Origin of the sequence: Saccharothrix coeruleofusca (assembly GCF_017876325.1) — a bacterium.
Taxonomy (GTDB): domain Bacteria; phylum Actinomycetota; class Actinomycetes; order Mycobacteriales; family Pseudonocardiaceae; genus Actinosynnema; species Actinosynnema coeruleofuscum.
This window is the reverse complement of the sequence record NZ_JAGINV010000001.1, coordinates 771,644-794,253: the sequence shown is the minus strand read 5'-3', so window position 1 is coordinate 794,253 and position 22,610 is coordinate 771,644. Positions and strand designations below refer to the sequence as shown.

24 protein-coding genes are annotated in these 22,610 nt (G+C 68.3%); 17 read left to right on the top strand and 7 right to left on the bottom strand.

What is annotated here, in order from left to right; genetic code table 11:
- Positions 1–30 precede the first annotated feature (30 nt).
- Together JOF41_RS03895 and JOF41_RS03890 are read left to right on the top strand one after the other, a co-directional pair.
- Positions 31–480, top strand: a complete 450-nt coding sequence (locus JOF41_RS03895; RefSeq protein WP_189226075.1) for a hypothetical protein — start codon at positions 31–33, stop codon at positions 478–480.
- Between the two features lie 36 nt (positions 481–516).
- A complete protein-coding gene (locus JOF41_RS03890) occupies positions 517–1,254 on the top strand; it encodes a DUF72 domain-containing protein (protein ID WP_189226076.1) in 738 nt (245 codons plus the stop codon).
- 4 nt (positions 1,255–1,258) lie between these two features.
- Here JOF41_RS03890 and JOF41_RS03885 read toward each other — a convergent pair whose 3' ends face one another.
- The gene (locus JOF41_RS03885; RefSeq protein ID WP_244989499.1) at positions 1,259–1,921 is read right to left on the bottom strand and encodes a MarR family transcriptional regulator; all 663 of its coding nucleotides are present in this window, start codon (positions 1,919–1,921) and stop codon (positions 1,259–1,261) included.
- Between the two features lie 64 nt (positions 1,922–1,985).
- Here JOF41_RS03885 and JOF41_RS03880 point away from each other — a divergent pair, with 64 nt between their 5' ends.
- From JOF41_RS03880 to JOF41_RS03825, 12 genes are all read left to right on the top strand, one after another.
- Positions 1,986–2,807: a DUF72 domain-containing protein gene (locus JOF41_RS03880; protein ID WP_307867221.1), complete on the top strand. Its 822-nt coding sequence runs from the start codon at positions 1,986–1,988 to the stop codon at positions 2,805–2,807.
- Positions 2,800–3,180 (top strand): HNH endonuclease, encoded by a 381-nt coding sequence (locus tag JOF41_RS03875; protein ID WP_189226079.1) that lies wholly within the window; start codon positions 2,800–2,802, stop codon positions 3,178–3,180. Before JOF41_RS03880 ends, JOF41_RS03875 begins: the two co-directional genes overlap by 8 nt.
- 69 nt (positions 3,181–3,249) lie before the next feature.
- Positions 3,250–3,615, top strand: a complete 366-nt coding sequence (locus JOF41_RS03870) for a peptidase inhibitor family I36 protein (protein WP_189226080.1) — start codon at positions 3,250–3,252, stop codon at positions 3,613–3,615.
- 22 nt (positions 3,616–3,637) lie between these two features.
- Entirely contained in the window at positions 3,638–5,047 is a 1,410-nt protein-coding gene (locus JOF41_RS38105) for a plasmid pRiA4b ORF-3 family protein (protein ID WP_209616173.1), read from the top strand.
- Between the two features lie 73 nt (positions 5,048–5,120).
- Positions 5,121–5,810: a ComEA family DNA-binding protein gene (locus tag JOF41_RS03860; protein ID WP_189226081.1), complete on the top strand. Its 690-nt coding sequence runs from the start codon at positions 5,121–5,123 to the stop codon at positions 5,808–5,810.
- 108 nt (positions 5,811–5,918) lie between these two features.
- Complete coding sequence (gene pglW / locus JOF41_RS03855; protein ID WP_209616170.1) at positions 5,919–10,133, top strand: BREX system serine/threonine kinase PglW; 4,215 nt, start codon at positions 5,919–5,921, stop codon at positions 10,131–10,133.
- A gap of 103 nt (positions 10,134–10,236) precedes the next feature.
- Positions 10,237–10,602: a PE domain-containing protein gene (locus JOF41_RS03850; protein ID WP_209616168.1), complete on the top strand. Its 366-nt coding sequence runs from the start codon at positions 10,237–10,239 to the stop codon at positions 10,600–10,602.
- Positions 10,603–10,640: 38 nt separating this feature from the next.
- Positions 10,641–11,183, top strand: coding sequence for a DUF3558 domain-containing protein (locus JOF41_RS03845; protein ID WP_209616166.1), 543 nt, complete (start codon positions 10,641–10,643; stop codon positions 11,181–11,183).
- A 378-nt stretch (positions 11,184–11,561) separates the two neighbouring features.
- Positions 11,562–11,927, top strand: coding sequence for a PE domain-containing protein (locus JOF41_RS03840; RefSeq protein ID WP_209616164.1), 366 nt, complete (start codon positions 11,562–11,564; stop codon positions 11,925–11,927).
- 29 nt (positions 11,928–11,956) lie between these two features.
- Positions 11,957–12,502 carry a DUF3558 domain-containing protein gene (locus tag JOF41_RS03835; protein WP_209616162.1) on the top strand — a complete coding sequence of 182 codons (546 nt, stop codon included), beginning with the start codon at positions 11,957–11,959 and terminating at the stop codon, positions 12,500–12,502.
- Between the two features lie 13 nt (positions 12,503–12,515).
- Positions 12,516–13,826 carry a PPE family protein gene (locus JOF41_RS03830; RefSeq protein WP_209616159.1) on the top strand — a complete coding sequence of 437 codons (1,311 nt, stop codon included), beginning with the start codon at positions 12,516–12,518 and terminating at the stop codon, positions 13,824–13,826.
- Complete coding sequence (locus tag JOF41_RS03825; protein WP_209616157.1) at positions 13,823–14,602, top strand: ESX secretion-associated protein EspG; 780 nt, start codon at positions 13,823–13,825, stop codon at positions 14,600–14,602. The genes JOF41_RS03830 and JOF41_RS03825 overlap by 4 nt, the downstream gene beginning before the upstream one ends.
- On the opposite strand, the gene JOF41_RS37615 is transcribed toward JOF41_RS03825, so the two are convergent.
- The 3 genes from JOF41_RS37615 to JOF41_RS03815 form a co-directional block, all read right to left on the bottom strand.
- A complete protein-coding gene (locus JOF41_RS37615; RefSeq protein WP_276515660.1) occupies positions 14,566–14,691 on the bottom strand; it encodes a hypothetical protein in 126 nt (41 codons plus the stop codon). The genes JOF41_RS03825 and JOF41_RS37615 overlap by 37 nt on opposite strands.
- Positions 14,681–14,977: a hypothetical protein gene (locus tag JOF41_RS03820; RefSeq protein ID WP_209616155.1), complete on the bottom strand. Its 297-nt coding sequence runs from the start codon at positions 14,975–14,977 to the stop codon at positions 14,681–14,683. Before JOF41_RS03820 ends, JOF41_RS37615 begins: the two co-directional genes overlap by 11 nt.
- A 159-nt stretch (positions 14,978–15,136) precedes the next feature.
- Positions 15,137–15,355: a hypothetical protein gene (locus tag JOF41_RS03815; protein ID WP_209616152.1), complete on the bottom strand. Its 219-nt coding sequence runs from the start codon at positions 15,353–15,355 to the stop codon at positions 15,137–15,139.
- Positions 15,356–15,495: 140 nt separating this feature from the next.
- On the opposite strand from JOF41_RS03815, the gene JOF41_RS03810 reads away from it, so the two are divergent.
- From JOF41_RS03810 to pglX, 3 genes are all read left to right on the top strand, one after another.
- Positions 15,496–16,344, top strand: coding sequence for a helix-turn-helix domain-containing protein (locus tag JOF41_RS03810; protein WP_209616149.1), 849 nt, complete (start codon positions 15,496–15,498; stop codon positions 16,342–16,344).
- A gap of 10 nt (positions 16,345–16,354) precedes the next feature.
- Entirely contained in the window at positions 16,355–16,534 is a 180-nt protein-coding gene (locus JOF41_RS03805) for a DUF397 domain-containing protein (RefSeq protein WP_209616147.1), read from the top strand.
- Between the two features lie 85 nt (positions 16,535–16,619).
- Complete coding sequence (pglX, locus tag JOF41_RS03800; protein ID WP_244989497.1) at positions 16,620–20,474, top strand: BREX-2 system adenine-specific DNA-methyltransferase PglX; 3,855 nt, start codon at positions 16,620–16,622, stop codon at positions 20,472–20,474.
- 42 nt (positions 20,475–20,516) lie between these two features.
- Here pglX and JOF41_RS03795 read toward each other — a convergent pair whose 3' ends face one another.
- Genes JOF41_RS03795 through JOF41_RS03785 form a run of 3 tightly spaced genes read right to left on the bottom strand, consistent with a single transcriptional unit; the run spans position 20,517 to position 22,449 of the window.
- Positions 20,517–21,029 (bottom strand): hypothetical protein, encoded by a 513-nt coding sequence (locus JOF41_RS03795; protein WP_209616143.1) that lies wholly within the window; start codon positions 21,027–21,029, stop codon positions 20,517–20,519.
- Positions 21,026–21,364, bottom strand: a complete 339-nt coding sequence (locus JOF41_RS03790; protein WP_209616141.1) for a hypothetical protein — start codon at positions 21,362–21,364, stop codon at positions 21,026–21,028. Before JOF41_RS03790 ends, JOF41_RS03795 begins: the two co-directional genes overlap by 4 nt.
- A 5-nt stretch (positions 21,365–21,369) precedes the next feature.
- Positions 21,370–22,449: a hypothetical protein gene (locus tag JOF41_RS03785; RefSeq protein WP_209616139.1), complete on the bottom strand. Its 1,080-nt coding sequence runs from the start codon at positions 22,447–22,449 to the stop codon at positions 21,370–21,372.
- Between the last annotated feature and the right edge of the window lie 161 nt (positions 22,450–22,610).

The following is a 22,610-nucleotide window of genomic DNA, read 5'->3' as shown; positions in this document are numbered from 1 at the left end:
CGACGTGTCCGGTGACCGATCTTGGGTGGCATGAGCTCCCACCGTCGAAGAACACGCTGCCGCAGCCGCCGCCCCGACCCCGTGCGGGTGGAGGAGCTGGTGTCGTTCCTGCGCCAGGACCGGGCGTGGCGCGACGAGGTGCACCGCCGCCTGGTCGCGCGGCTGGACCAGCGGCTGGTGCGCTCGGTGCGCGCGTGCGGCTGCCGCCCCATCGCCCACGTCGCCGAGGAGCTGGACAGCCAGGCCTGCGTCGACCTCGGCCCCAGCGCGCCCCACCAGCTGGCCAGGGCCGTGTACGGGCAGGTCCGGCTGCGCGGGGCGGCCCGGCTGCGGCAGACCGCGCGCAGCCTGCGGGTGCTGGGCGTCTACCTGTGCGGCAGCGACCTGGCGCAGTGCCCCTGCGCCGCCGCGCTGGCCCGCGACCCGCAGGCCGAGGTGGACGCGGTGGTCCGCGGCGCGCTGGACGGAGCGGGGTTCTGAGGTTTCGGCGAGCCCCGAGGTGGCCACCCGGTCACGGTGGGTGAGACCAGGATCGGGACCGCGGGCTGGCGCTACCCGGAGTGGCGCGGCGACTTCTACCCCCGAGGGCTGCAACAGCGGCTGGAGCTGGAGTTCTTCTCGCGCAAGCTGAACTCGGTCGAGATCAACGGCTCGTTCTACGGCCTGCGCAAGCCGTCGGACTACCGGGGCTGGGCCGACCGCACCCCCGACGACTTCCTGTTCGCGGTCAAGGCGCACAAGATCGTCACGCACGAGCGGCGGCTGCGCGACGTGGCCGACGACGTGGCGGAGTTCTTCGACTCCGGGCTGCTCGACCTGGGCCCCAAGCTCGGCCCGGTGCTGTGGCAGCTGCCGCCGTGGCTGCCGTTCAAGCGCGCCCGCCTGGCCGAGTTCCTGGAGCTGCTGCCCGGACCTCCGGTGCGGCACGCGCTGGAGGTCCGGCACCCCAGCTTCGACACCCCCGAGCTGCTGGAGCTGCTGCGCGAGCACGAGGTGGCGCTGGTGCTGTCGGACTCGCCGCCGGGGCGCTTCCCGGTGCTCGACCACGACACCACCGACTTCCGGTACGTGCGGCTGCACGGTGACGAGGAGCTGTACGTCAGCGACTACTCCCCCGAGGCGCTGGACGGCTGGGCCAAGCGCATCCGGGAGTGGGACACCGACGTCTACGTCTACTTCGACAACACCATGCACGGGGCCGCGCCGCACAACGCGCTGGCGCTGGCCGAACGGCTGGCCGTGCCGGTCGGGTAGCCGTTCAGGGGGCGGGCCACCGGTCCTCCACCGAACCGTCATCCCGGACCAGGAACACCGCCAGGCGCATGGTGCGGATCGTGCTGTCCACGGTGGCGAGCAGTTGGCGATACGTGCCCCTGTCGGGCAGCGCGAGCGCGACGGCGTCCTGCGGGTAGTCCTGGCGCAGCTGGAGGACTTTCATCAGCCCGGCGCTGAACCAGTGCCGCGCTTGCGTCGCGGGCTGAGTGGGTTTGACCTCACCCGCGCGACGCGGGTCGGCGTACGACTTCGAGGGGAATCCCTTCACCTCGACGTGCAACCGCACCCCGGCCCGTTCGGCCACGATGTCGATGCCCCGCTCACGACTGGCCGTCTCGGCGACTCGACCGATGCTCCACCCGCTTGCCACCAGCCAGGTGACCACTTCCCCCTGCACCAGACCTTCACCGCGTTCGACGCCGCCCTTCACCTCCGGAGCGGGTGGTGGGAGCGCCTGCTCACCGGGCAAGCGGTTGCGGATGGGTCGGGCGAAGCCGTCCCGAACGATCTGCCCCTTGTCCGCCAGCGAGCGGCAGCAGCTGTTCACATGCTGGTGGACGACGTGGAGCGCGGACGCGATCTCGGCATCGGTCAGCCCTTCCGGGTGCTCCGCGAGCAGCCGGAGAACGCGGTCGGCGAGCGTCACAGAACCATGGTGGCCGGAATTCGCCCTCCGAGTGCACTGGACCTCGAACGGGTATCCGTTCGAGGTGACGGGTGATGTTCGGATCGGCACATCGGGCTGGGTCTACCCGACCTGGCGCGGCGCGTTCTACCCTCAGGGCCTGGTGCAGCGGCGGGAGCTGGAGCACATCTCCGGCCTGCTCAGCTCGGTCGAGCTCAACGGCTCGTTCTACTCGCTGCAGCGCCCGAGCAGCTACCTGGCGTGGGCGGCGCAGACCCCCGACGACTTCGTGTTCGCGGTCAAGGGCGGCCGGTTCATCACCCACCTCAAGCAGCTGCGCGACGTGGAGACGCCGCTGGCGAACTTCTTCGCCTCCGGCGTGCTCGCCCTGGGGGCGAAGCTGGGTCCGTTCCTGTGGCAGCTGCCGCCCCGGCTGTCCTACGACGAGGAGCGCCTGACCACCTTCTTCGACCTGCTGCCGCGCACCACCTCGGCGGCGGCCAAGCTCGCCGAGGGGCACGACGAGCGCCTGCCCGAGGAGCGGGCGTGGACCACGACCGAGGTCGACCTGCCGCTGCGGCACGCCCTGGAGGTCCGCCACCCCACGTTCCTCACCCCGGACTTCCACGACCTGCTGCGCGCCCACGACATCGCCCTCGTCGTCTCCGACTCGGCGGGCACCTTCCCCTACCTGGAGGACGTCACCACCGACTTCGCCTACGTGCGCCTGCACGGCAACCAGGCCCTCTACGTCGGCAGCTACACCGACGAGCAGCTCGACGCCTGGGCCGCGAAGGTCCGCGCGTGGTCGGCCGACCACGACGTCTACGTGTACTTCGACAACGACACCGACGCCGCGGCCCCGCACGACGCCGTCCGGCTGGCCGCGCGGTTGCGCGATGCCTGACACCGCACCGGACCGGGCCGCGCGGTTGGCGCTGGCGATGCTCCGCGACGGCGACGACTGCACGTGGTGCCGCCGCGTCTTCTCCGAGCGGGTGGCGCCCACGACCGACCACCTGGTGCCGAAGGTCAAGGGCGGCCCGTCGTGGCTGGAGAACGAGGTGGCCGCGTGCAAGCGCTGCAACCGGCAGCGCGGCCACCTCAGCCCGGTCGACTGGCTGGCCGAGTGCGAGCGGCGCGGCTGGCACCCGGACGCCGACCGCGTGGAGCGGGTGCTGACCGACCTGGACGACGCCATCACCGAACGCGGCGGCCAGCGCCGCGCCCGCCCGTACCTGGAGGGGCAGTTGCGCAGGTTGCGCCGACGGGTGCGGTGAAACCACACGATGTGGTGAAGCGTTGCGGAGATCGTCGCCTGCTTGATCGGAAGTGCGGAATCTGGAGGCATGCACAAGGCACTGCTCGCCGTCCTGGCCCTGCCCCTGTTCCTGGCCTCGGCCGGGAGCGCGGCCGGGAGCGCGGCGGCGACGGATTCCCCCTGTGACCGCGGCGAGTTCTGCGCGTGGGCGGGCGTGGACTACACCGGCGCGGCGCACCGGTTGGACCTGGAGACGGCCAACCCGCGTGAGTGCATCCCCCTGCCGGACGGCTTCGTGGCCCGGTCGTTCGCCAACCGCCTGAGCCGGGACACCTCGGTCTACCAGGGGGCGAACTGCTCCACGGAGGCCGACTTCACCACCTACCCCGGCGGCGGCACGTTCGTGCCCGACGCGCCGTTCGTGGTCAGGGCGATCCAGGTGTGGGAGCCCTGAGCGCCCTGGCACCATGAGCCGGGTGTCGAGCACGGACCTGCCCACCCTGTCCGAGATCCGCGCGGCGCTGGTCGAGGCGGGCGCCGATCGGGAACTGCTGCGGCTGGTCGACAGCTCGCGCGACGCGGAGGAAGCCGTCGACCGCCTGTCCGAGGCGGGTGTGGTGTTCTCCGCGGAGGAGTCCGTGGAGGAGATGCTCGACGACTTCGCCCAGCTGCTGGAGCCGGGGATCACCCCGCTGGGCGTGGAGCTGTTCGGGTCGGAGTTCTTCGCCGCGCTGGCGAACGGTGTGGCCGAGGACGACTTCCCCGCCGCGCTGGCCTCCCTGATCGAGGGCGTCGAGGTCGTCGGTGACGAACGGGCGCTGGCGATGCTGCGCGTGCTCGCCGCGCTCGCCCCGCCGGGTGGCGCCCGCGCCGCCGCCGAGGCCGCCGACCGGCTCGTCGCCGCCGGGGTGCGCACCCCCTCGTGGGCCAAGGAGGTCGGCAAGCCCGCGGTGAGCACCTGCTTCGGCTACGCCGATCCGGTGGGCGCGCAGGAGGGCATCGCCATCACGTTCGCCTACGGCCGCAAGTCGCACGCCGTCGTCGTGCTGATCGACCACAGCCTGGGCGGCGGCGTGAAGGACTGCTTCGTCAGCGACCGCCCGGACCTGATCCAGGAGGGCTACCGCGAAGCCGCCGAGCAGCTCGGCACGGCCTACGTCGAGTACAGCCCGGACGAGGCCAGGGCGCGGCTGGAGCGGGCGCTGGGCAACGACGTGTGCGCGGAGCATCCCGACCAGCGCGAGGACGTGCACCTGAGCATGGCGCTGCTGTGCCAGCGGGTCTCACTGCTGTCCGGCTCCGCCGCCGTGCCCGCGGCGACCGTGCACCGGCTGAAGATCACCCTCGGCGGCAGCAAGCCGCCGATCTGGCGCAGGCTGGAAGTGCCGTCCACGATCACCCTGCAGCACCTGCACCAGGCGATCCAGGAGGCCTTCGCGTGGGAGGACTACCACCTGTGGGTCTTCTCCACGCCCGTGGGCGAGTACGGCCCCCGCTCCGACCGCGAACTGGGGCACCGCAGCGCCGCCACCAAGAAGCTCTCCGAGGTGACCCCGGAGGTCAAGGCCCGCCTGCTGTACCTCTACGACTTCGGCGACAACTGGGAGCACCGCATCGTGGTGGAGGACGTCCTGGACGCCGAGCCCGGTGTCGCCTACCCCCGCTGCCTGACCGGCAAGCGCGCCGCTCCCCCGGAGGACTGCGGTGGCGTCCACGGCTACGAGCACCTGTGCGAGGTCGTGGCGAACCCGGCCGACCCCGAGCACGCCGACATGCTGCAGTGGCTGGGACTGGACAGCGCCGAGGGCTTCGACCCGGCCGCGTTCGACCTGGCTGCCGTCGACGAGCGGCTGGCCAAGCGCGCGAAGGTCCTGGTCAAGGCTTGACCACCTGCTGAAACGATCGGCGACGCGGAGCCGATATTCCACTGCACCCGGACTGACGCTCAGTGGAGGCACCGTGAACCGCCCGCGCCGCCCCGGCAAGTGGTACTTCGTCGTCGTGATCGCGAGCGTGGGCCTGTTCGCCGCCATCCCCTTCGCGCACGCCGCCCACCGGCTGCGCAGGAAGGCCCTGTGGCTGTGGACCGCGGCCTACGCGGCTCTCGGAACGACACTGATGATCATCGTTCCGCCCAGTGAGGTGGACCACCCCGAGGGGTCGGCCCAGGACGTGCTCAGCTCGGTCGTCGGCGCTGTCGCCGTGGCGACCGTGGTCGCGGCCTGCCTGCAGCTCAGCCGCGTCCGGCGCGAGGTCTACGCGCTCCCCGAGCCGGTCCTGCCGCCCGCGAGGCCCGCCGACCCGTGGGCGTCCGACCCGGCGGTCGCCGCCGCGCTGGCGATGCGCGCCAAGCGCGACCAGGCACGCGCTCTCGCCGCGAGCGATCCGGTGTTGGCGCGGGACCTGCGCATCGGCCGCCCCGACCTGCCCAGGCAGTACGACGACGGCGGCCTGCTGGACATCAACACCGCCCCGCCCCAGCTCATCGCGGCCGTGTGCGAGCTCGACGCGACAGCCGCCCAGCAGATCGAGGACGCCCGGCGGCGGCACCCCGTCCCGTTCGGCTCGGTGGACGAACTGCTGGTCTTCGCCGACCTGGACGTGAGCACGTGGGACCGGCTGCGTGATCGTGCGGTCGTGATCCCCTGAGGGACGCGGCTCGGCCACCTCCGACGACACCCAAAGCGCCACATCCGGTAACCGCTCGATCCGAGTGCGCGATGGTGCAGGATGGAGCGTCGAGCAGGAGGGGACGGGGTGGACGAGCAGTCGAACAGGTGGCACGAGATCACGCAATCCGCTTTCCGCCACGAGCGGGCGGCGCTGCGGCACGTGCGCGAGCTGCTGCCCGATCGGCACCCCTACGAGGCGTGGTCGAACTTCACCTTCATCTCCCAGTACGGGCACATCAGGGAAGTGGACCTGCTCGTCGCCACGCCGAGCGGCCTGCACCTGATCGAGATCAAGAGCCTCAGCGGCAGGCTCACCAACCGCCACGGCACGTGGGTGCAGCACCGCGCCAACGGCGGCCCGCGGACCTTCGACAACCCCCTGATCCTGGCCAACCAGAAGGCCAAGGAGCTGAAGTCGCTGCTCGGGCGGGCCGCGCAGCGGGACAGGATCGCCATCCCGTTCGTCACGGCGGCCGTCTTCCTGTCCGAGGCGGGCATGGTGTGCCAGCTGGACGACAGCCAGCGCCACGGCGTGTACGGCCCGGAGAACGGCACCTCGTTGCGCAAGATCGGCTCCGACCTGCTCACCGGGCCGGTGAGCAGGTCGCCGATCGGGCCGGAGTTCTTCCGGGCGCTGCCCCGGCTGCTGGAGCGGGTGGGCATCCACCGCACCAAGCGCAGCGTCACGGTCGGCCAGTGGCAGATCGAGCCCCGCCCCTACGACAGCGGCCCGACCTGGCAGGACCACCACGCCACCCGCGAGGACATGCCCGCGGAGTACCGCCGGGTGCGGATCTACCTCTACGAGCGCGAGGCCGACCCGGACAAGCAGCGCTCGATCCGGGCCGCCGCCGAACGCGAGTTCCGGGCTTGCCAGGGCATCCAGCACCCCGGTCTGCTGCGGCCGGTGGACTTCGTCGACCACGAGGCCGGGCCCGCTTTACTCATCGAACAACCGCGTGATGCGCAGCGGCTGGACCACTTCCTCGCCCAGCACCACGCGGAGCTGGACCTGCCGACGAAGCTGGACATGGTGCGCCAGCTCGCCGAGGCGGTGCACTACGCGCACGAGCGCAGGCTGGTGCACCGCGCGCTGTCGCCGCGCGCGGTGATCGTGCAGCCGACCGGCGGCGACTGGACCAAGCCGCGCCTGCAGGTCGGCGAGTGGCAGGCGGCGGCCCGCGGCCTGTCCGGGCCTTCGACCGACCACCGGCTGCGCCCCAGTTCCGGGGCCGCCGCGCACGTCGAGACCACGGCAGGCCCTTACCTGGCGCCGGACTTCACCGACGAGCCGGATGGCACGGTCGCGATCGACGTGTTCGGCGTCGGGGCGATCGCCTACCTGGTGCTCACCGGTCAGCCGCCCGCGTCGTCGCGTTCGGAGCTGGCCGAGCGGCTCCAGCGGCAGGGCGGCCTGCATCCCCGCGCGGTGGACGACAGCATCCCCGACGACTTGGACGCCGTCGTCGCGCTGGCGACCGCACCGGTGGTGAGCGACCGGTTCACCGATGTCGCCGACTTCCTCGAGGAGTTCAGCGCCGCGCAGCGGCCCACCGAGCCCGACACCGAGCACGTCGACCCGTGGGACGCCGCGAAGGGCGAGCGGCTGGCGGGCAGCGATTACGTCGTGCAGCGCGTACTGGGCACGGGTGCGACGGCGCGGGCCTTCCTGACCCTTCACGACGGCCTCGACACGGTCGTCAAGGTGTCGAGGTCGGTTGAGGCGGAAGGCCGCCTGGACGACGAGGCCAAGGCTCTGGAAGACCTGCGGCACGACCACATCGTGGTGCTGCGGCGCAACCTGTTCCCCCTGGGCAACCGCCAGGCGATCGAGATCGACTACGCGGGCGACCGGTCGTTGGCGAAGGTGCTGCGCGAAGAGGGCGCGCTGCTGCCCGACAAGCTGCAACTGCTGGGCGACCAACTGCTGGACGCGCTGTCGTACTTGGAGAAGAAGGGCGTCCTGCACCGGGACATCAAGCCGGACAACCTCGGTGTGCGCAACCACCCCCGGCACGGCCAGGGTCTGGTGCTGTTCGACTTCTCGCTGGCGGGGGCTCCGCTCAAGGACGTCCAGGCGGGCACCCGCGGCTACATCGACCCCTTTCTGGGCAGCGACCGCCGCCCGGACTACGACGCGCACGCCGAGCGCTACGCCGCCGCGGTGACGCTGCACGAGATGGCCAGCCTGGAGCTGCCCTCGTGGGGGGACGACGGCACCAACCCGCAGTTCCTCGACCAGCCCGTGACGTTGTCCAGCGAGCTGTTCGAAGCGCCGCTGCGGGAGCCGCTGCGCACCTTCTTCAGCAAGGCCCTGCACCGCGACGCCGAGCAGCGGTTCTCCTCCGCGGCGCAGATGCGTGAGGCGTGGCGGCGGGTTTTCACCGCGCTGGACGAGACAGGCCCGGCGGCGGTGTCGTCCTCCGGTTCGGACGACCCGGTGGAGCTGCGGCAGGAGGCCGCCGACCGGGCGACGCTGGACACCGCGCTGGACGCGGCCGGGCTGACGCTGCGGGCGGTCGCGGTGGCGCACCGGCTGGGCGCGAACACCGTGGGCGACCTGCTGGACCTGCGGCTCAACGAGGTGCGCAAGGCGCGCGGGCTCAGCCGCAAGACCCGCACCGAGCTCATCGACCGCATCACCGCGTGGCGCACCAGGCTGGTGACCGATCCGGGGGCGATCAGGACCGTCCCGCTGCCCGCGGACCTGGACGGGTCGCGGCTGCCGCTGGACTCGATCGTCGCGCTGCTGCTGCCGAAGGCCAAGCGGCGCAACGACACGCAGGCCACGATCTCCCGCCTGCTGCTCGGGCTCCCCGACGAGAGCGGGGCGCTGCCCGCTTCCCGGTGGCCGACCAACGTGGAGGTCGCCGGGATCACCGGGTTGACGCAGGGCCGGATCGCCCAGGTGCTGTCCGGGCGACGCAAGGCGTGGTCGGGCTTGGACGTGCTCGACGAAGTGCTCGACGAGGTGGTGGACACCCTCGTCTCGCTGCGCCGGGTGGCCGCCGCCGAGGAACTGGCCGAGCACCTGCTGACCCAGCACGGCTGCGCGGAGGTGACGGACCCCCGGCTGCGCCACGCCTACGCCCACGCGGTGCTGCGGGCCGCGTTCGAGCTCGACTGGCAGCGCGAGGAGCAGCGCCTGTCCCTGCGCAGGCACCACGGGCGGGTGCTGCTGGCGTTGCAGGTCGGCTCCCGCGACCCGGTGGACACGCCGTCGGACGAATCGCTGCTGGACCTGGCCGTGCGGCTGGCGCGCGAGGCCGAGGAGCTGGCCGCCCAGGACCCGCTGCCCACCCCGACCGCAGTGGTGCGCGCGCTGGCTGGGTGCGCCGAGCCCACCGGGGAGGTCTTCGACGAGAAGCGCCTGGTCAGGCTGGCCACGGCCGGTTCGGGCTCGGTGCTGGCCAACGTCCGGCTGGAGCTGTACCCGAAGGACCTGCCGCTGGTGCGGGCGCTGCGCCTGGCGCAGGCCGGTGCGGGGCTGCCGGAGGAGGGGCTGCGCGCGGAAGCCGTGCAGCAGCGGGTGGACAACCGCTTCCCCGGCCTCGAGCGCCTGCCCGTCGGCCGCGAGTTGGAGAAGCTGCTCGGCGAGGCGGGGTTCCCGCTGATCTGGGACGGCGAGTTCTACCGCCCCCGGCAGAGTTCGCCCACCACCGCGGTCTCCTCGCAGGCCCCGTCCACCGGCTCGATCAGCCGTCCCCTGGTGGAGGGCACGGCCGCGAGCGACGTGGACGCCAGGCTGGTGGAGGTCGTGCGGCACGGCGGGGTCCGCATCATCACCGTGCGGCGCAAGCGCTGGGCGCAGGCCCGTTCGGCGGTGGAGGCGGCGCTGGAGCTCCCCGTCGTCGACGTGACCACGGCGTTCGTCCAAGCCGTGCGGCAGGTGTCGCGGCAGTTGAACATCCCCGACTTCGACCGGGTGCTGCGCGCCGACGCGGCGGCGCCGGGCAGCAACGACCAGCTCAACCTGCACCGGGTCGTGGAGCGGGCGTGCGGGCTGCTGGAGGAGCGGTGGACGGCCGGGCCGGTGCTGGCGCTGGACGGCCTCACCCCGCTGGGCCGCTACCCGGCCGGGCAGGAGTTGCTGGAGCGGCTCGCGGCGCGGGCCAGGTACGGTGCCGGGACGGGCGGCCTGGCGGGACCGGACGCCTTGGTGCTGTTGTGCCCGGTGGGGGACGAGACGCAGGCCCCTCGCATCGGTGAGTACGTCGTCCGGGTGAACACGCCGGAGGAATGGATCATCGCCCGGTCCCCGTGGCCGCCCGCTGACATACTCCGCCCCCAGGCGAGCTGAATCCGGCAGATCTCGGGACCGGGCGTACCGGTGTGTGGGAACCTGTGCACGCACAGCGACGTCTCATGTGCTTTGAGTTGTCGGGCAGGAGAAGGGGAGTCTCATGCCGTTCCTGGCCAGCGGTGATGCAGGCGGGACCGCCGGCACCACCGGCGGAGTGACCATGCAGGTCGAGCCAGGGCGAATCCTGGCTCTGAAAGCCCGCTACGAGGCGGTCCGCGACATGGTCCAGGACTTCTACTGGGCTCAGCGGGAGAACTTGAAGATTTCATCCTTCGGCGACGACGAAGTGTCCAAGGATGCTTCCAAGGTCTTCCGTAAGAACGCGGACACCGCCATAGACGTGATCACTCGCTTCATCGATGAGCTGAACCTAAACATCGAGCAACTCGATCAAGCGGCCAAGACCTACAACCTGGTCGAGGACACCAACCACAACACCATGCAGCAGCAGAACAGGGGCATCTGAACGCCATGAGGCGACCTTTGGTTCTGACGCTGGCTGCCTTGGCCCTCATCACGGCCTGCACCGCCGAACCCGGCACCCCCAAGGCCGGATCGAACGCCAGCACTGGCGCTTCCACCACGACGCCGACTTCGGCTGAGCCGACGTCGGCGCGACCTCGTGAGATCAGACTCGACGGCCAGGACCCGTGCAGACTCCTCACCTCCGAGCAACTGCCTGCGCTGAAGATCGATCGCGAGGGCAGGCCACGACAGAGCGAGGCGTACCAGACCACGGGGTGCGCGTGGACGGTCACCGGCGCGAGCAACAGTCTGGTGCCGGTGACCAGAGAAGGCATCGAAGCCTGGACCGGCGGCAAGCGCACTGGGAAGGCGACCGCGGTCGAGCCGGTCATGGGTTTCCCGGCGATCACCGTCACCTTGGAGTCGGACTCGCTGAGCTGTGACGTCATGGTCGACACCGCGGAGGGGCAGTACCTGGCCGCTGCCTTCACAGTAAGCCCGAGTTTCCAGGACCGTTTCCCACAGCCGTGCGCCGTGGCGCGGCAGCTCGCCGAAGCGGCCATGCAGAACTTGCTGAAGTAAGGGGGAAGCGTCGATGGGCATCGGCAACCACAACTTCGACGCGCAGTCGCACCAGCAGCTCTACGACAAGATCCACGGCGGGCCGGGTTCCTCGGCGGCGCAGGCCGTGGATGTCGCCCAAGCTGGATGCCTTGGTGCTGCTGTGTCCGGTGGGGGACGAGACGCAGGCCCCTCGCATCGGCGGGTACGTCGTCCGGGTGAACACGCCAGAGGAATGGATCATCGCCCGGTCCCCGTGGCCGCCCGCTGACATACTCCGCCCCCAGGCGAGCTGAATCCAGCAGATCTCGGGACCGGACGTACCGGTGTGTGGGAACCTGTGCACGCACAGCGACGTCTCATGAGCGTTGAGTTGCCAGGCAGGAGAAGGGGAGTCTCATGCCGTTCCTGGCCAGCGGTGATGCAGGCGGGACCGCCAGCACCGCCAGCGGAGTGACCATGCAGGTCGAGCCAGGGCGAATCCTCGCTCTGAAAGCCCGCTACACGGCGGTACGGAACATGATCCAGGACTTCCTGGACGGCCAGGAGTACAACCTGATCGCCAAGCCGCTGGCGGACGACGAGGTGTCGAAGGACGCCGCCGGGGTCTTCGCCGAGAACGCAACCGCGGCGATCGACGTCACCAGGCACTTCATCGATGAGCTGAACCTGAACATCGACCAACTCGACCAGGCCGCGAAGACCTACAACCTCGTCGACGACGCCAACCACAACACCATGCAGCAGCAGAACAGGGGCATCTGAACGCCATGCGCCGAATTCCGCTAGCCGTCATGGTCGCGCTCCTCGCGGCTGGAGGTTGCAGCGCCGAAGGCGGTACGCCCAAGCCTGAGACCACCACCGCCGATGCTCGGACCACGACAGCATCGTCCGAGCCGTCCTCCACACGTCCTCGTTCGATCAGGCTCGATGGCAGGAACCCGTGCGAGTTGCTCACCAGCGACCAGTTGGCCCAGCTGGGGGTCGACCAGGAGGGTCGCTCATCCGAGTTCGAAGCACTGAAGTCGACCGGGTGCACGTGGACCGTCACGGGTGCCAACAACATCCTCGTTCCCGTGCTGCACGAGGGAATCGAGGCGTGGACCAGCGGAAAACGGACCGGGCAACCGGTGGATGCAGAGCCGGTCGCGGGTTTTCCGACGATCACGGTCGCCATCCCAGGCAGTCCCAACCGCTGCGACCTCATGATCGACACCGCAGAGGGGCAGTACCTGGCCGTGGCTTTCTCGGTCAGTCCGAGTTTCCAGGACCGCTTCCCGAAGCCGTGCGACGGGGCGCGGCAGCTCGCCGAAGCCGCCATGCAGAACTTGCTGAAGTAAGGGGGAAGCGTCGATGGGCATCGGCAACCACAACTTCGACGCGCAGTCGCACCAGCAGCTCTACGACAAGATCCACGGCGGGCCGGGTTCCTCGGCGGCGCAGGCCGTGGACGACGCGTGGAACGGCTTCCGGGCAGTGATGGCCAACGCCAAGGCGGAGCTGGAAGCCGCGATCCGGGACGCGGGCGCGGTGTGGGTGGGCGCGGCGGGCGAGCAGTTCACCGGCAGTGCAGCCCCGCTGGTCCAGTGGGCCGAGGACGCCCGCCAGGCCGGGGTGGCGACGCACCAGTCCTTCCAGGCTCAGCAGTCGTACTACACCGGCGCGGTGACCAGGATGCCCGAGCCGGTGCAGGTGTCCTCGACGGCGAATGACGACTGGTTGGGCATCCCGGCCGGGTTCACGCACCTGGTGGGCGGGCAGACCGACCAGGACATCCAGGAGCAGCAGGCCAACGAGGCCAAGCGCGAAGCGGTCCGGGTGATGGACGGCTACCGCGATGGCGCTTCCTCCGCGGTCGCGGCGCTGGGCGCGTTCACCCCGCCGCCGCGGGTGACCACCGAGGTGGCCGAGCCGCACTTCGAGCAGCCCGAGGCGCAGCGGCAGTACTCGCAGCAGTTCTCGGACGGCCAGTGGAGCACCACGTCGGCCACCGAGCAGAGCCGGTCGACCCGACAGACGACCCAGCAACCGACTCAGCAGCAGGTGAGCACGCCGCCGGCGTTGACGCCGGTTGACCAGGACACCACCGACACCTCCGCCGTTGGGCCGCGTCCGGATCTGGTGCCGCGTCCGGGTCCGCTCCCCACGCCTGTCCCCTCCCCCACCCCGACGCCGCCCCCGATCGGCGGGCCGCCGATCGTCGGCCCGATGCCGCCTGGGCTGGTGCCGCCGAAGCCGATGCCGCCGGGACGAGACCGGATCGGCAACCAGGATTCCCGCGTGAACGGCCCTGGCTCGGGACCTGCCAAGGGCACGGGCGTCGGCTCGCCCAGGGGTTTCGGCGTCGCACCGAGGTTCGGTGGTCTGCCCGGCCAGCCTTCCCTTCCCGGCCAGCCGCCCCTTCCCGGTCCGACGTCCGGGATCGGCGGCGGCGATGTCCACACTGGACGTCCCGGAACGACGCCGGGATCTGCCGCGGCGGGTGTCCGGGGCGCAGCCGGTGCACCGGGCATGGGTGGCATCGCGGGCGCGCCGCAGCGGGGCCAGGGCGAGGATGACTTGGAGCACAAGGCCGCCCCCTACCTGGAGGAGTTGGAAGACGTGTGGGGTCAGGACGACATCCCGCGCGTCGCCCCGCCGGTGATCGGGGACGACCAGTCGTGACGTGCACGCTGTCCCGGCTGGAGTTCGACCTGTGCTGGGAGCACCTCGGGCTGGGCGAACTCCCCACCATCCTGTCCATTCCCTCGCACGGTGCCACGCTGGAGGAGCGGCGCGTCCTGCTCCAGGACGCGTGGCGGGCGCTGCAAGCCAAGGGTTTGGCCGAGCGCGGCCGGCTCGACGCGCGGTTGGCGGGGCAACTGGACTTGTTGGCCCGCCCGGAGCGCGAGGTCGACGCCAGGCTGCGGCTGGACGCCGGACCGCGGGTGCGCGCGGTGGCCGCTGCCCGTCGCGGTCATGGGGTGCTGGCCGTCCTCACCGCCGACGCACTGCACCTGCGTGACATCGACGAGAGCACGCTCGCCGCGTCGGTGGTGTCGCTGATCCCTTCCCACCCCATGCCAAGGTCCCGTTCGATCAACCTGCCCTCGGCGGACTTGGAGCGCGCGGCGGCCGCTGCCGGCGAGTCGGCCGCCCGGATGGAGGCCGCGCTGCGGGACAGCGGTCTGCCGCGTCCCGACGCGCAGAAGGTCAGTTCGGTGTTGGGCAGCGTCATGCGGATGGGCCAGTTCGGCACAGCCGTCCGCCCCACCCAGTACGGCAGGCCGGGGCCGAGGAAGCGCGGCCCCTACGCGGTGACCTTCTACGACACCCCGGAAGGGCGGTGGCAGTTCACCCGCCGCCCTTCCGGTGACGGCCGCGCGTGGTCCACGCTCAGCCCGGCCGACCACGCGCGGCTGGTTCACTCGGTGTCGGAACTGCTGGGCCGGACCGGCTGAGCTTCCTCGCGTTCGAACGGCTCCTGGTCGAGCTGGTTGGTCAGCAGCTCGGACATCGTCATGTCCTCGATCGGCTTGTCAGGGGTCACTGGTCCTTCTCTCCGGGAGGCAGGCGCCAACGGCCATGTCGAGCGCCTGCGAGCAGATCCGCCACAGCCGGACGCCCGCGACCGCGAGCAGCACCATGCCGGGCAGCATGAAGGCGTAGGCGAGCACGGCCAGGTCGAAGGCGAGCGCCAGCAACGCCGCCAGGTGCGCCAGCAGCCCGGCGGTGAACAGCACGGGGAACCGCACCGTCCACCGCACCCAGAACGCGAGCACCGGGCTCGTCGCGGCGAGGTGGCGGCACAAGGTGTGCCGCTGCTCCGGAGACATGCGGGCGGTCCTCGACAACAGCGATTGCGAAGCGAGGGCCACCCGCTCGTGACGCAGCAGCACGGCGTTCTCCTTATCCGAGGACGGCGGCGCGGGAGGGGAGAGCGCTAGGAGGAGCGCCACCCGCGCCGCCGCCGTGAGGAGCCTGCGCCACGGGCATCAGGGCGAGGCTGATGTCGTTGCGGAGCAGGCATTCCGGCGAACGCGGCACGCGGTGCACGAACCGGACTGGTCGAGCGCGTGCGCGCGGAGGCATGCGAGCAGCGCGCCCATCAGCCGGTGCGTCTCCGCCCTGGCCAGCCGCAGCACGTCGGCGTCCTCGCCGCACTCGATGCCGATCAGCAGCATTGCCAGGTGCTGGCGGAGCACCTTGTCCACCTCAGAACCGTTCACAGCGCCGAGAATTGCAGCAAAACAAGATCCAGAGCAAGGCTCGAATCTACCTCAATGGGGTGACTTTCCGCAGGTAGAAGCTGTTTCTCTGCTTCGATGCGTGCACACCATGCAAGGAGGTCATCGTGACGAGGCAGAAGTCCGGCGTTATCACCAGGGGAATCGGATTCGAGTTGGAACGCCTGCGAACAGCCGCCAAGCTGACCCTGCAAGATGTCGGCAACGGGCTCGGCGTCTCGGCCAGCACTATCAGCAGGCTGGAGAACGGCAAGCGGGAGCCGACGCCGGAGGAGGTCTCCGCCATCCTGGCGGTCATCGGCGTCATCGGCCCCGAGCGCAACCGTCTGCTGGACCGGGCGCGCGGTGGCGATGGCTCCGGGTTGCTCGAAGCGAGCAACCCGACCGTGCAGAGCCGCACCTACACGAACTTCGAGACCAGGGCGACCGTCATCACCGACTTCGAGCTGATGCTCGTCCCAGGGTTGGCTCAGACTCCCGAGTACGCCTACGCGGTCATCTCCGCCATCCAGGTGGACGAGGAGGAGCCGAGCATCGAGGTTCGCGTCGGCCGCCGGATGGCCCGGCAGGCGATCCTGGCGCGACGCACCCCACCAGAGCTGAACCTGATCATCACCGAGGCGGCGCTGCGCCTGCCGATCGGCGGCCCCAAGGTGATGGCCCGGCAGGTCAAGCACCTCATCGACCTGACCGATCGGGCCAACGTGACGATCCTGGTCATCCCGAGCGCAGTCGTTGGTTACGCCGGGCTACTCGGTCAGTTCGTCATCTTCGACTTCGCAAGCGATCGACCGGTCGTGCACATCGAAGACCGCACGACCGGTCTGTTCCTAGACGACCCAGCGAAGGTCTCGCTCTATAGGCTGACGGTGGAGAAGCTGACGGACGTGGCGCTGGACGAGCAGGACTCGGTGCGGTTGATGACGTCCATCGCGCACGACCTCGACCGAGAGTGAGGTGGAGCGCATGAGCGCGTCTACTTGGCGGAAGAGCACCTACAGCGGCAACGACAGCAACTGCGTGGAGGTCGCGCTAGGCAGCGACACGGCTGGCGTGCGGGACTCGAAGCGTCCTGCCGCCGGTCATCTCTCCATCTCTACCAGCGCCTTCCAAGCCTTCGTGCGATCGTTGAAGATCGCCGTTTGAGTTGTTCGGAGTGGGACGGCTCACGAGCCGTCCCACTCGCCTACCCTGACTCCTCGTGACGTCCCCCTCCCTTGATCGTTCCAGGTTGCTCGCCGACTTGCAGAAGCAGGTGCTGGCCTTGGAGGAAGACCTACGAGAGCAGGTCGATCGACTGCCCGAGGTCAAGGCCAAACTCAAAGCTGACTACGAGAAGGCAGTCAAGGCTCAGCGCACCGCTGCCACCTTCAACTCCTTCCTCGCTGATGAGATCACTCAAGCTGCTGTTGCATGGGTACTCGGCACGGTGTTCGTGCGCTGGTGCGAGGACAACGGACTGATTGACCCGATGCTATCGGGTCCTGGTAATCGCTTGACCGAAGCGGAAGACGCGCACAGCGCATTCTTCCGAGAGCAGCCTCACGCTACCGACGCGGACTGGATCAAACAAAGTTTCAACTCGCTCAGGCGCAGCGATGCGGGCGCGATGCTGTTCGATCGCCGCAACAATCCTGCCTACCGCATCCCACTATCACACGACGGAGCTAAGGCTCTAATTAGGTTCTGGCGCATTCGACACCCGGAAGGTCCGCTAGTTCACGACTTTCATGACAAATCTTGGAATACCCGCTTCCTGGGGGATCTGTACCAAGATATGTCTCAGTCGGCAAAGGATAAGTATGCGCTTCTTCAAACGCCACATTTCATCGAGGAATTTATTCTCGACTACACTCTAAACTCTGCACTCGGCGAGTTTAACCTTAATGAATTTCGCCTCATTGATCCGACCTGCGGTTCCGGACACTTCCTACTGGGCGCATTTCACAGGCTCGTAGATGCATGGCGCGAAGAAGCTCCGGGACTAAGCGATACGGAGGTAGCCCGTCGAGCACTCGATTCCATACACGGCGTAGATTTGAACCCTTTCGCCGTTGCTATCGCCCGCTTTCGACTCATCCTGGCAGCTTGGCGCGTAGCAGGTGTATACCGTATCGAACAGGCCGCAAACCAGCGCTGGGCAGTGACGGTAGCTACGGGCGACTCCTTGCTCGCAAAGAAACGTGAAACCTTCGAAGAAATAGACGAGTTCGTTGGCCTCAAACTCGCATCAGAAGACGTTGATGAATTCCCTTCACTTCTTGACGAGGGCTCCTACCATGTGGTTGTAGGGAATCCTCCATACATCACCGTAGGCGATCCGGCACTTAATCGAGAATACCGCACTTACTACTCGACCTGTTACCGTCAGTATCAACTCACAGTGCCATTTGCTCAAAGGTTCTTTGAACTTGCCCGACGGGCAGGCGCAGATCGTCGTGGCGCAGGATTCGTCGGTCAAATTACATCAAACGGCTTTATGAAACGTGAATTTGGAGCTAAGCTTATAGAGAAGTTTTTTCCCACCGTTGATCTTACGCACGTTATTGATACGTCTGGCGCTTTCATTCCCGGACATGGCACACCGACCGTAATTCTAATAGGACTTCGCCAAATGCCAAGTTCCTCACGTAAAGTGCGCGTAGTTCTAGGGATACGCGGCGAACCCTCCCAGCCGAATAATCCCGCCGAAGGCGCGGTGTGGCAGGCGATCAGAAATCAAATTGAAGTCGTCGATAGCGAGTCGGATTGGGTAAGCGTTACCGACTTTTATCCCAATCAACTTCATAGCCACCCCTGGTCACTTAGCGGTGGCGGCTCAGATGAACTCCTACGGAGGATCGAAAGCGTCAACCAACGCCTGACGTCACTAGAAATTGATACAGGAAGAACCACGCACACCGGCCTTGATGAAGCTTTCTTTTTGCCACCCGACGCCACTAAACGATTGCAGCTTTCCAACGAAACAGTTCCGGTAATATTGGGCGACAACACCCGAGACTACTGTTTGAACAATCGTACGGTCACACTATTCCCATATAATGAAGATGGCACCTCGAAGTCGCCGACCGCCGTCTTCGTACAACACTTGTGGCCTCTACGAAACAACCTACGTGAGCGCATCGACTTCGGTCAACGCCCTCACGAACGCGGCCTTCGCTGGTTCGACCACAGCATGTTTTTCGCCAACCGCTACAAAACGCCCATTTCCATCGTTTTCGCTTTCGTGTCCACACATAATCACTTTACTCTAGATCGCGGCGGGAAAGTATTCAATAGATCTGCACCGGTAATTAAACTTACCCAAGGATCGTCGATTGACGACTACCTTGGCCTGCTTGGCGCATTGAACTCCTCTACGGCCTGCTTCTGGCTAAAACAAGTAAGCCAGAAAAAAGGCGGAGCTGTGCAGTCAGGAGGCGGCTCATCGGATCAACCTTGGTCTTTTAGTTATGAGTTTACCGGAATGAAGCTCGAGCAGTTTCCGCTGCCAGATAAATCCCCCCTGTCACGAGCTCGCAGATTGGATGATCTCGCCCAGAATTTGTCTACCCAGACGCCGTCGGTCATCACTAAGCATTTCACACCAAATCGCAGTTCATTGTCCAAAGCACGCATCGAGTACACCGAACTCCGTGCTCGGATGATTGCCGAGCAGGAGGAGTTGGACTGGGACGTCTATCAGCGCTACGGCCTGCTATCCGATGCCGAAGCGGCCGAGGTGGTCATCCCCGACCCTGCTACCGTTCCCGGCCTCAACCTGGGCGAGCGCGCCTTCGAGATCGTGCTCGCTCGCAAGATGGCTGAGGGCAAGGTGGAGACGCAATGGTTCGCCAGGCACGGCTCGACGCCGATCACTGAGCTTCCCGCGCACTGGCCCGAGGAATACCGGCGCGTGGTCGAGGCGCGTATCGCGTTGATCGAAAAGCGTCGGGATATTGCGCTGATCGAGCGGCCGGAGTGTAAGCGGCGTTGGGCTACCGAGCCGTGGGAGAAGCAGCAGGAGCGGGCGCTGCGCGAGTGGCTTCAGGACCGCCTGGAAGCCCGCCACCTTTGGTATGCCGAGGACGCGAATGGCCTCGAACAGCCCACCGTGCGATCCGTGTCGGAATTGACCGACCTGATGCGCGGCGATACCGACTTCACCGAAGTCGCGCGGCTGTGGGCGACCGACGCGCTGGGCAATCAGGACGCCGACCTGGCCGAAATCGTCGCGGCGCTCGTGGACGAGGAGCACGTCCCGTTCCTCCCCGCCTACCGCTACAAGCCCGCCGGTCTGCGCAAGCGCGCCGACTGGGAGCACGTGTGGGATTTGCAGCGCCAGGAAGACGCGATCGCGGCCAGCATGGGCAAGGAAGTCACCGATCCGGCCGTGCGGATCAAGGTCAAGGAGGAACTGGGTGACATCCCGGTTCCTCCGAAGTACGGCTCGGGTGATTTCCTGCGCAACTCCTACTGGCGACACCGCGGCAAACTCGACGTGCCGAAGGAGCGGTTCATCTCCTACCCGGCGGCGACCCGTGACGGCGACGGGAGCCTGCTGCTCGGCTGGGCCGGGTGGAACCACCGCGACCAGGCCCACGCGCTCGCCGTGCTGATCAGCCAGCGCCAGGGCGAAGAGGGCTGGGAACGGGACCGACTGCTGCCCCTGCTGGCTGGTCTGCACGAGGTGCTGCCGTGGGTGAAGCAGTGGCACAGCGAGGTCGACCCGGTCTTCGGTGAGTCGCCCTACGCGATCTACCAGGGTTTCCTGGACGGGCAGCTCGGCGAGCTGCAGATCGCGTCCGAGGATCTGGCGGCCTGGAGGCCCACCGGTCGGGTGGACGTCTCGCCGCTGCCCCGCAAGGCGGGCAAGCCCCGGAAGGCCGCGCCGCGCACGAAGGTGGACATCGCGTTCACTTCCGAGCAGTACCAGGTGGTAGTCGAGTTCGCGGCGAACGGGCCGATCACCACGGCCCAGGCCGCCGAGGTGGCCGGGCTGCCCGCGCCGAGCGCGCGGGCGCTGCTCAAGGAACTGGTCGAGCGCGGTGACCTCGTGCAGACCGGGCAGGGCCGGGGCACGCGATACGAGGTGGCCGGGCGTTGAGCGCGATGGGCTGGCGGCCGAGCCGGCCGCCAGCCCATCCCGTCACCTCATGGCGTCGGCTATCGCGACTGCCGCCGCGGCCGTGCGGCGGCAGTCGTTGTCCAGTTCGGTAAGCGCCTCGACCTCGATCACACCACCCGCGGTGTTGTCGAACGCCGCTGTGCAGTAGGCCGCGCGGTGCACGAGTTTGACCTCCACGGCACGCGGTGAGCGCGTGGTCAGGTCGATCTGCTCCATGGACCGGGTCCACCTGTCCAAGGACATCGAGGCGCGGCGGGCGACGAGCTGGGTGCTCGTCGCCCCCTCGCGCCAGACGCATCCCTTGCCGTCCTGGTAGCGGCCGACGATCGGCCCCACCAGTGCGCTCACTTCGGTCAACGCCGGGTCGCGCTCGCACACCGACCGCAGCCGCTCGTCGACCGACCGCAGCCGCTCCTGCTCACCGCCGTCGAGCAGAATGCGCAGCAGTGTCCCGGCCAGCACCACGAGGGCGAGGACGACGACGAAGTAGACCGGCCACCTCTGCTTGCGCGGCAGCCAACTCGGGTGGTTCATCGCAGGTAGGTGTCGTCGCTGAAGTCGCCGTCGTCGGCCGGCCCGTAATCCTGCGCGGGGGCAGGGCGCAATCGGTTCTCGTAGGCGTCGGTGACCGCGTTCTTCATCGCGGCGAGATCCTCTGGCGACACGTTCCGCAATGCGGCTCCGGTGTCCTCGACGCCGCGGAGCAGAGCGAGTTCGAAATCCTGACCGCCCGCCTCGGCCAGTGTGCGCCGCAAGTCCGTACGGCCGTCGAGGACTTCCTGCGCGAATCGTGCCACGGCAGGCGAACGCCGCTCGGCGGCCAGCGCTTCGAGGACCGCGTGCCGGATGGCCGACTGGAAATCGTCCACGAGGGTCACCTCCCCGGTGGGGTGTAGGGCTCGAGGGGCAGGTGTGCCACCCGGTAGCCGTCGAAGGACGTTCCTTGGATGTTCTTCAGCAATCCCGCCAGTCCCTCGAGGGTGTTCTTGAAATTGCTGATCATGTTGGCGACTCTGGCCATCATGGTGATGACGCGCTCGACGGCGATGCCGGCGAGCACCCAGCCCGCGACCCCGATGCCGTAGAACTGGACGGTCGCGGTGCCCGCACCCGCGGCGACCGTGGCGGTGATCGCCCAGTCGATCGCAGTGCTCACCAGCCCCGACGCCGCTTTGTACATCTCGGCCGCACCGTCGGCGGCCTCCACCAGCTTGTCCCGCACGTACCGGCAGAACTCCGCCTGCCCGTACAAGGACTCGGACAAGCGTTGCAGATAGGTGAGGCATTCGCCCGCGGCGTTGCCGGTCCACTGCTCCGAGAGGTCCTGGGCGGCCTGCACGACGTTCACCGAGAGGTCCTCGAAGCCGGAGCGCACGCTGTGCCAGGCGTCGGCCACCGAACGGATCTTCGCCCAGTCGCCTGTCCAGTCCCGCATGACCGGCTCGAACGGATCCCAGCCGGCCGTGGACACCAGGGTCTGCCGGACAAACGCGGTAATGCTCAGCCCCACGGCGTCGAGGATGTCCATCTGCCAGCGGAACTGGCCGGAATACTCCCCCGGTGCCGCCAGTCTGCCGCTGGGATCCCGACGCGGGGTGAACGGAGTGGCGGGCTCCCGCTGGTCGGCGGGTAAGACCGCGCCGCGCTCCTTGCCCGGCATGGTGGAGTCGAGCGCGACCGCCGAGTTGTGATCAGTCGACTCGTACATCTCCGCGGTGCTCGTCAACGCCGCCGCGGAGCTGTTCAGCAAGTGACTGGTCTTGTTCAAGGAATCGCCCAGCTCGTCAACTACGGTGGGGTACACCTCGCCGAGCACGGCGAGCAGACCACCCCAGCCGATCTTCGCGTCGATCTCGGCCTGCGCGTAGGACCGCATGGTCCCGGCCTCATTGACCTGACCGCTCAACAGCTCCGCGCACCCGCGCAGAGCGGCGGGCTGCACCGCAAACGCCACTGGCCCTCCCCTGCCAATCGCACCCGTCCCCCAGTGCCGACCCGCAGCATACTGGTGGTAGTCAAATCATCACGGTCGGTGCAGAAAACTCCGGGACAGACCGGTTTCGACGGCGGCACCGGAACGCCACGCGGGTCCGAGGAGTAGCTGAAACGCCGAGC

Bases quoted from the DNA above. Each gene is read 5' to 3' on its own strand.
- JOF41_RS03795 (WP_209616143.1), bottom strand. From the start codon at position 21,029: ATGAACCACCCGAGTTGGCTGCCGCGCAAGCAGAGGTGGCCGGTCTAC.
- JOF41_RS03840 (WP_209616164.1), top strand. From the start codon at position 11,562: ATGCCGTTCCTGGCCAGCGGTGATGCAGGCGGGACCGCCAGCACCGCC.
- JOF41_RS03830 (WP_209616159.1), top strand. From the start codon at position 12,516: ATGGGCATCGGCAACCACAACTTCGACGCGCAGTCGCACCAGCAGCTC.
- JOF41_RS03835 (WP_209616162.1), top strand. From the start codon at position 11,957: ATGGTCGCGCTCCTCGCGGCTGGAGGTTGCAGCGCCGAAGGCGGTACG.
- JOF41_RS03875 (WP_189226079.1), top strand. From the start codon at position 2,800: ATGCCTGACACCGCACCGGACCGGGCCGCGCGGTTGGCGCTGGCGATG.
- JOF41_RS03870 (WP_189226080.1), top strand. From the start codon at position 3,250: ATGCACAAGGCACTGCTCGCCGTCCTGGCCCTGCCCCTGTTCCTGGCC.
- JOF41_RS03820 (WP_209616155.1), bottom strand. From the start codon at position 14,977: ATGTCTCCGGAGCAGCGGCACACCTTGTGCCGCCACCTCGCCGCGACG.
- JOF41_RS03850 (WP_209616168.1), top strand. From the start codon at position 10,237: ATGCCGTTCCTGGCCAGCGGTGATGCAGGCGGGACCGCCGGCACCACC.
- JOF41_RS03805 (WP_209616147.1), top strand. From the start codon at position 16,355: ATGAGCGCGTCTACTTGGCGGAAGAGCACCTACAGCGGCAACGACAGC.
- JOF41_RS03895 (WP_189226075.1), top strand. From the start codon at position 31: ATGAGCTCCCACCGTCGAAGAACACGCTGCCGCAGCCGCCGCCCCGAC.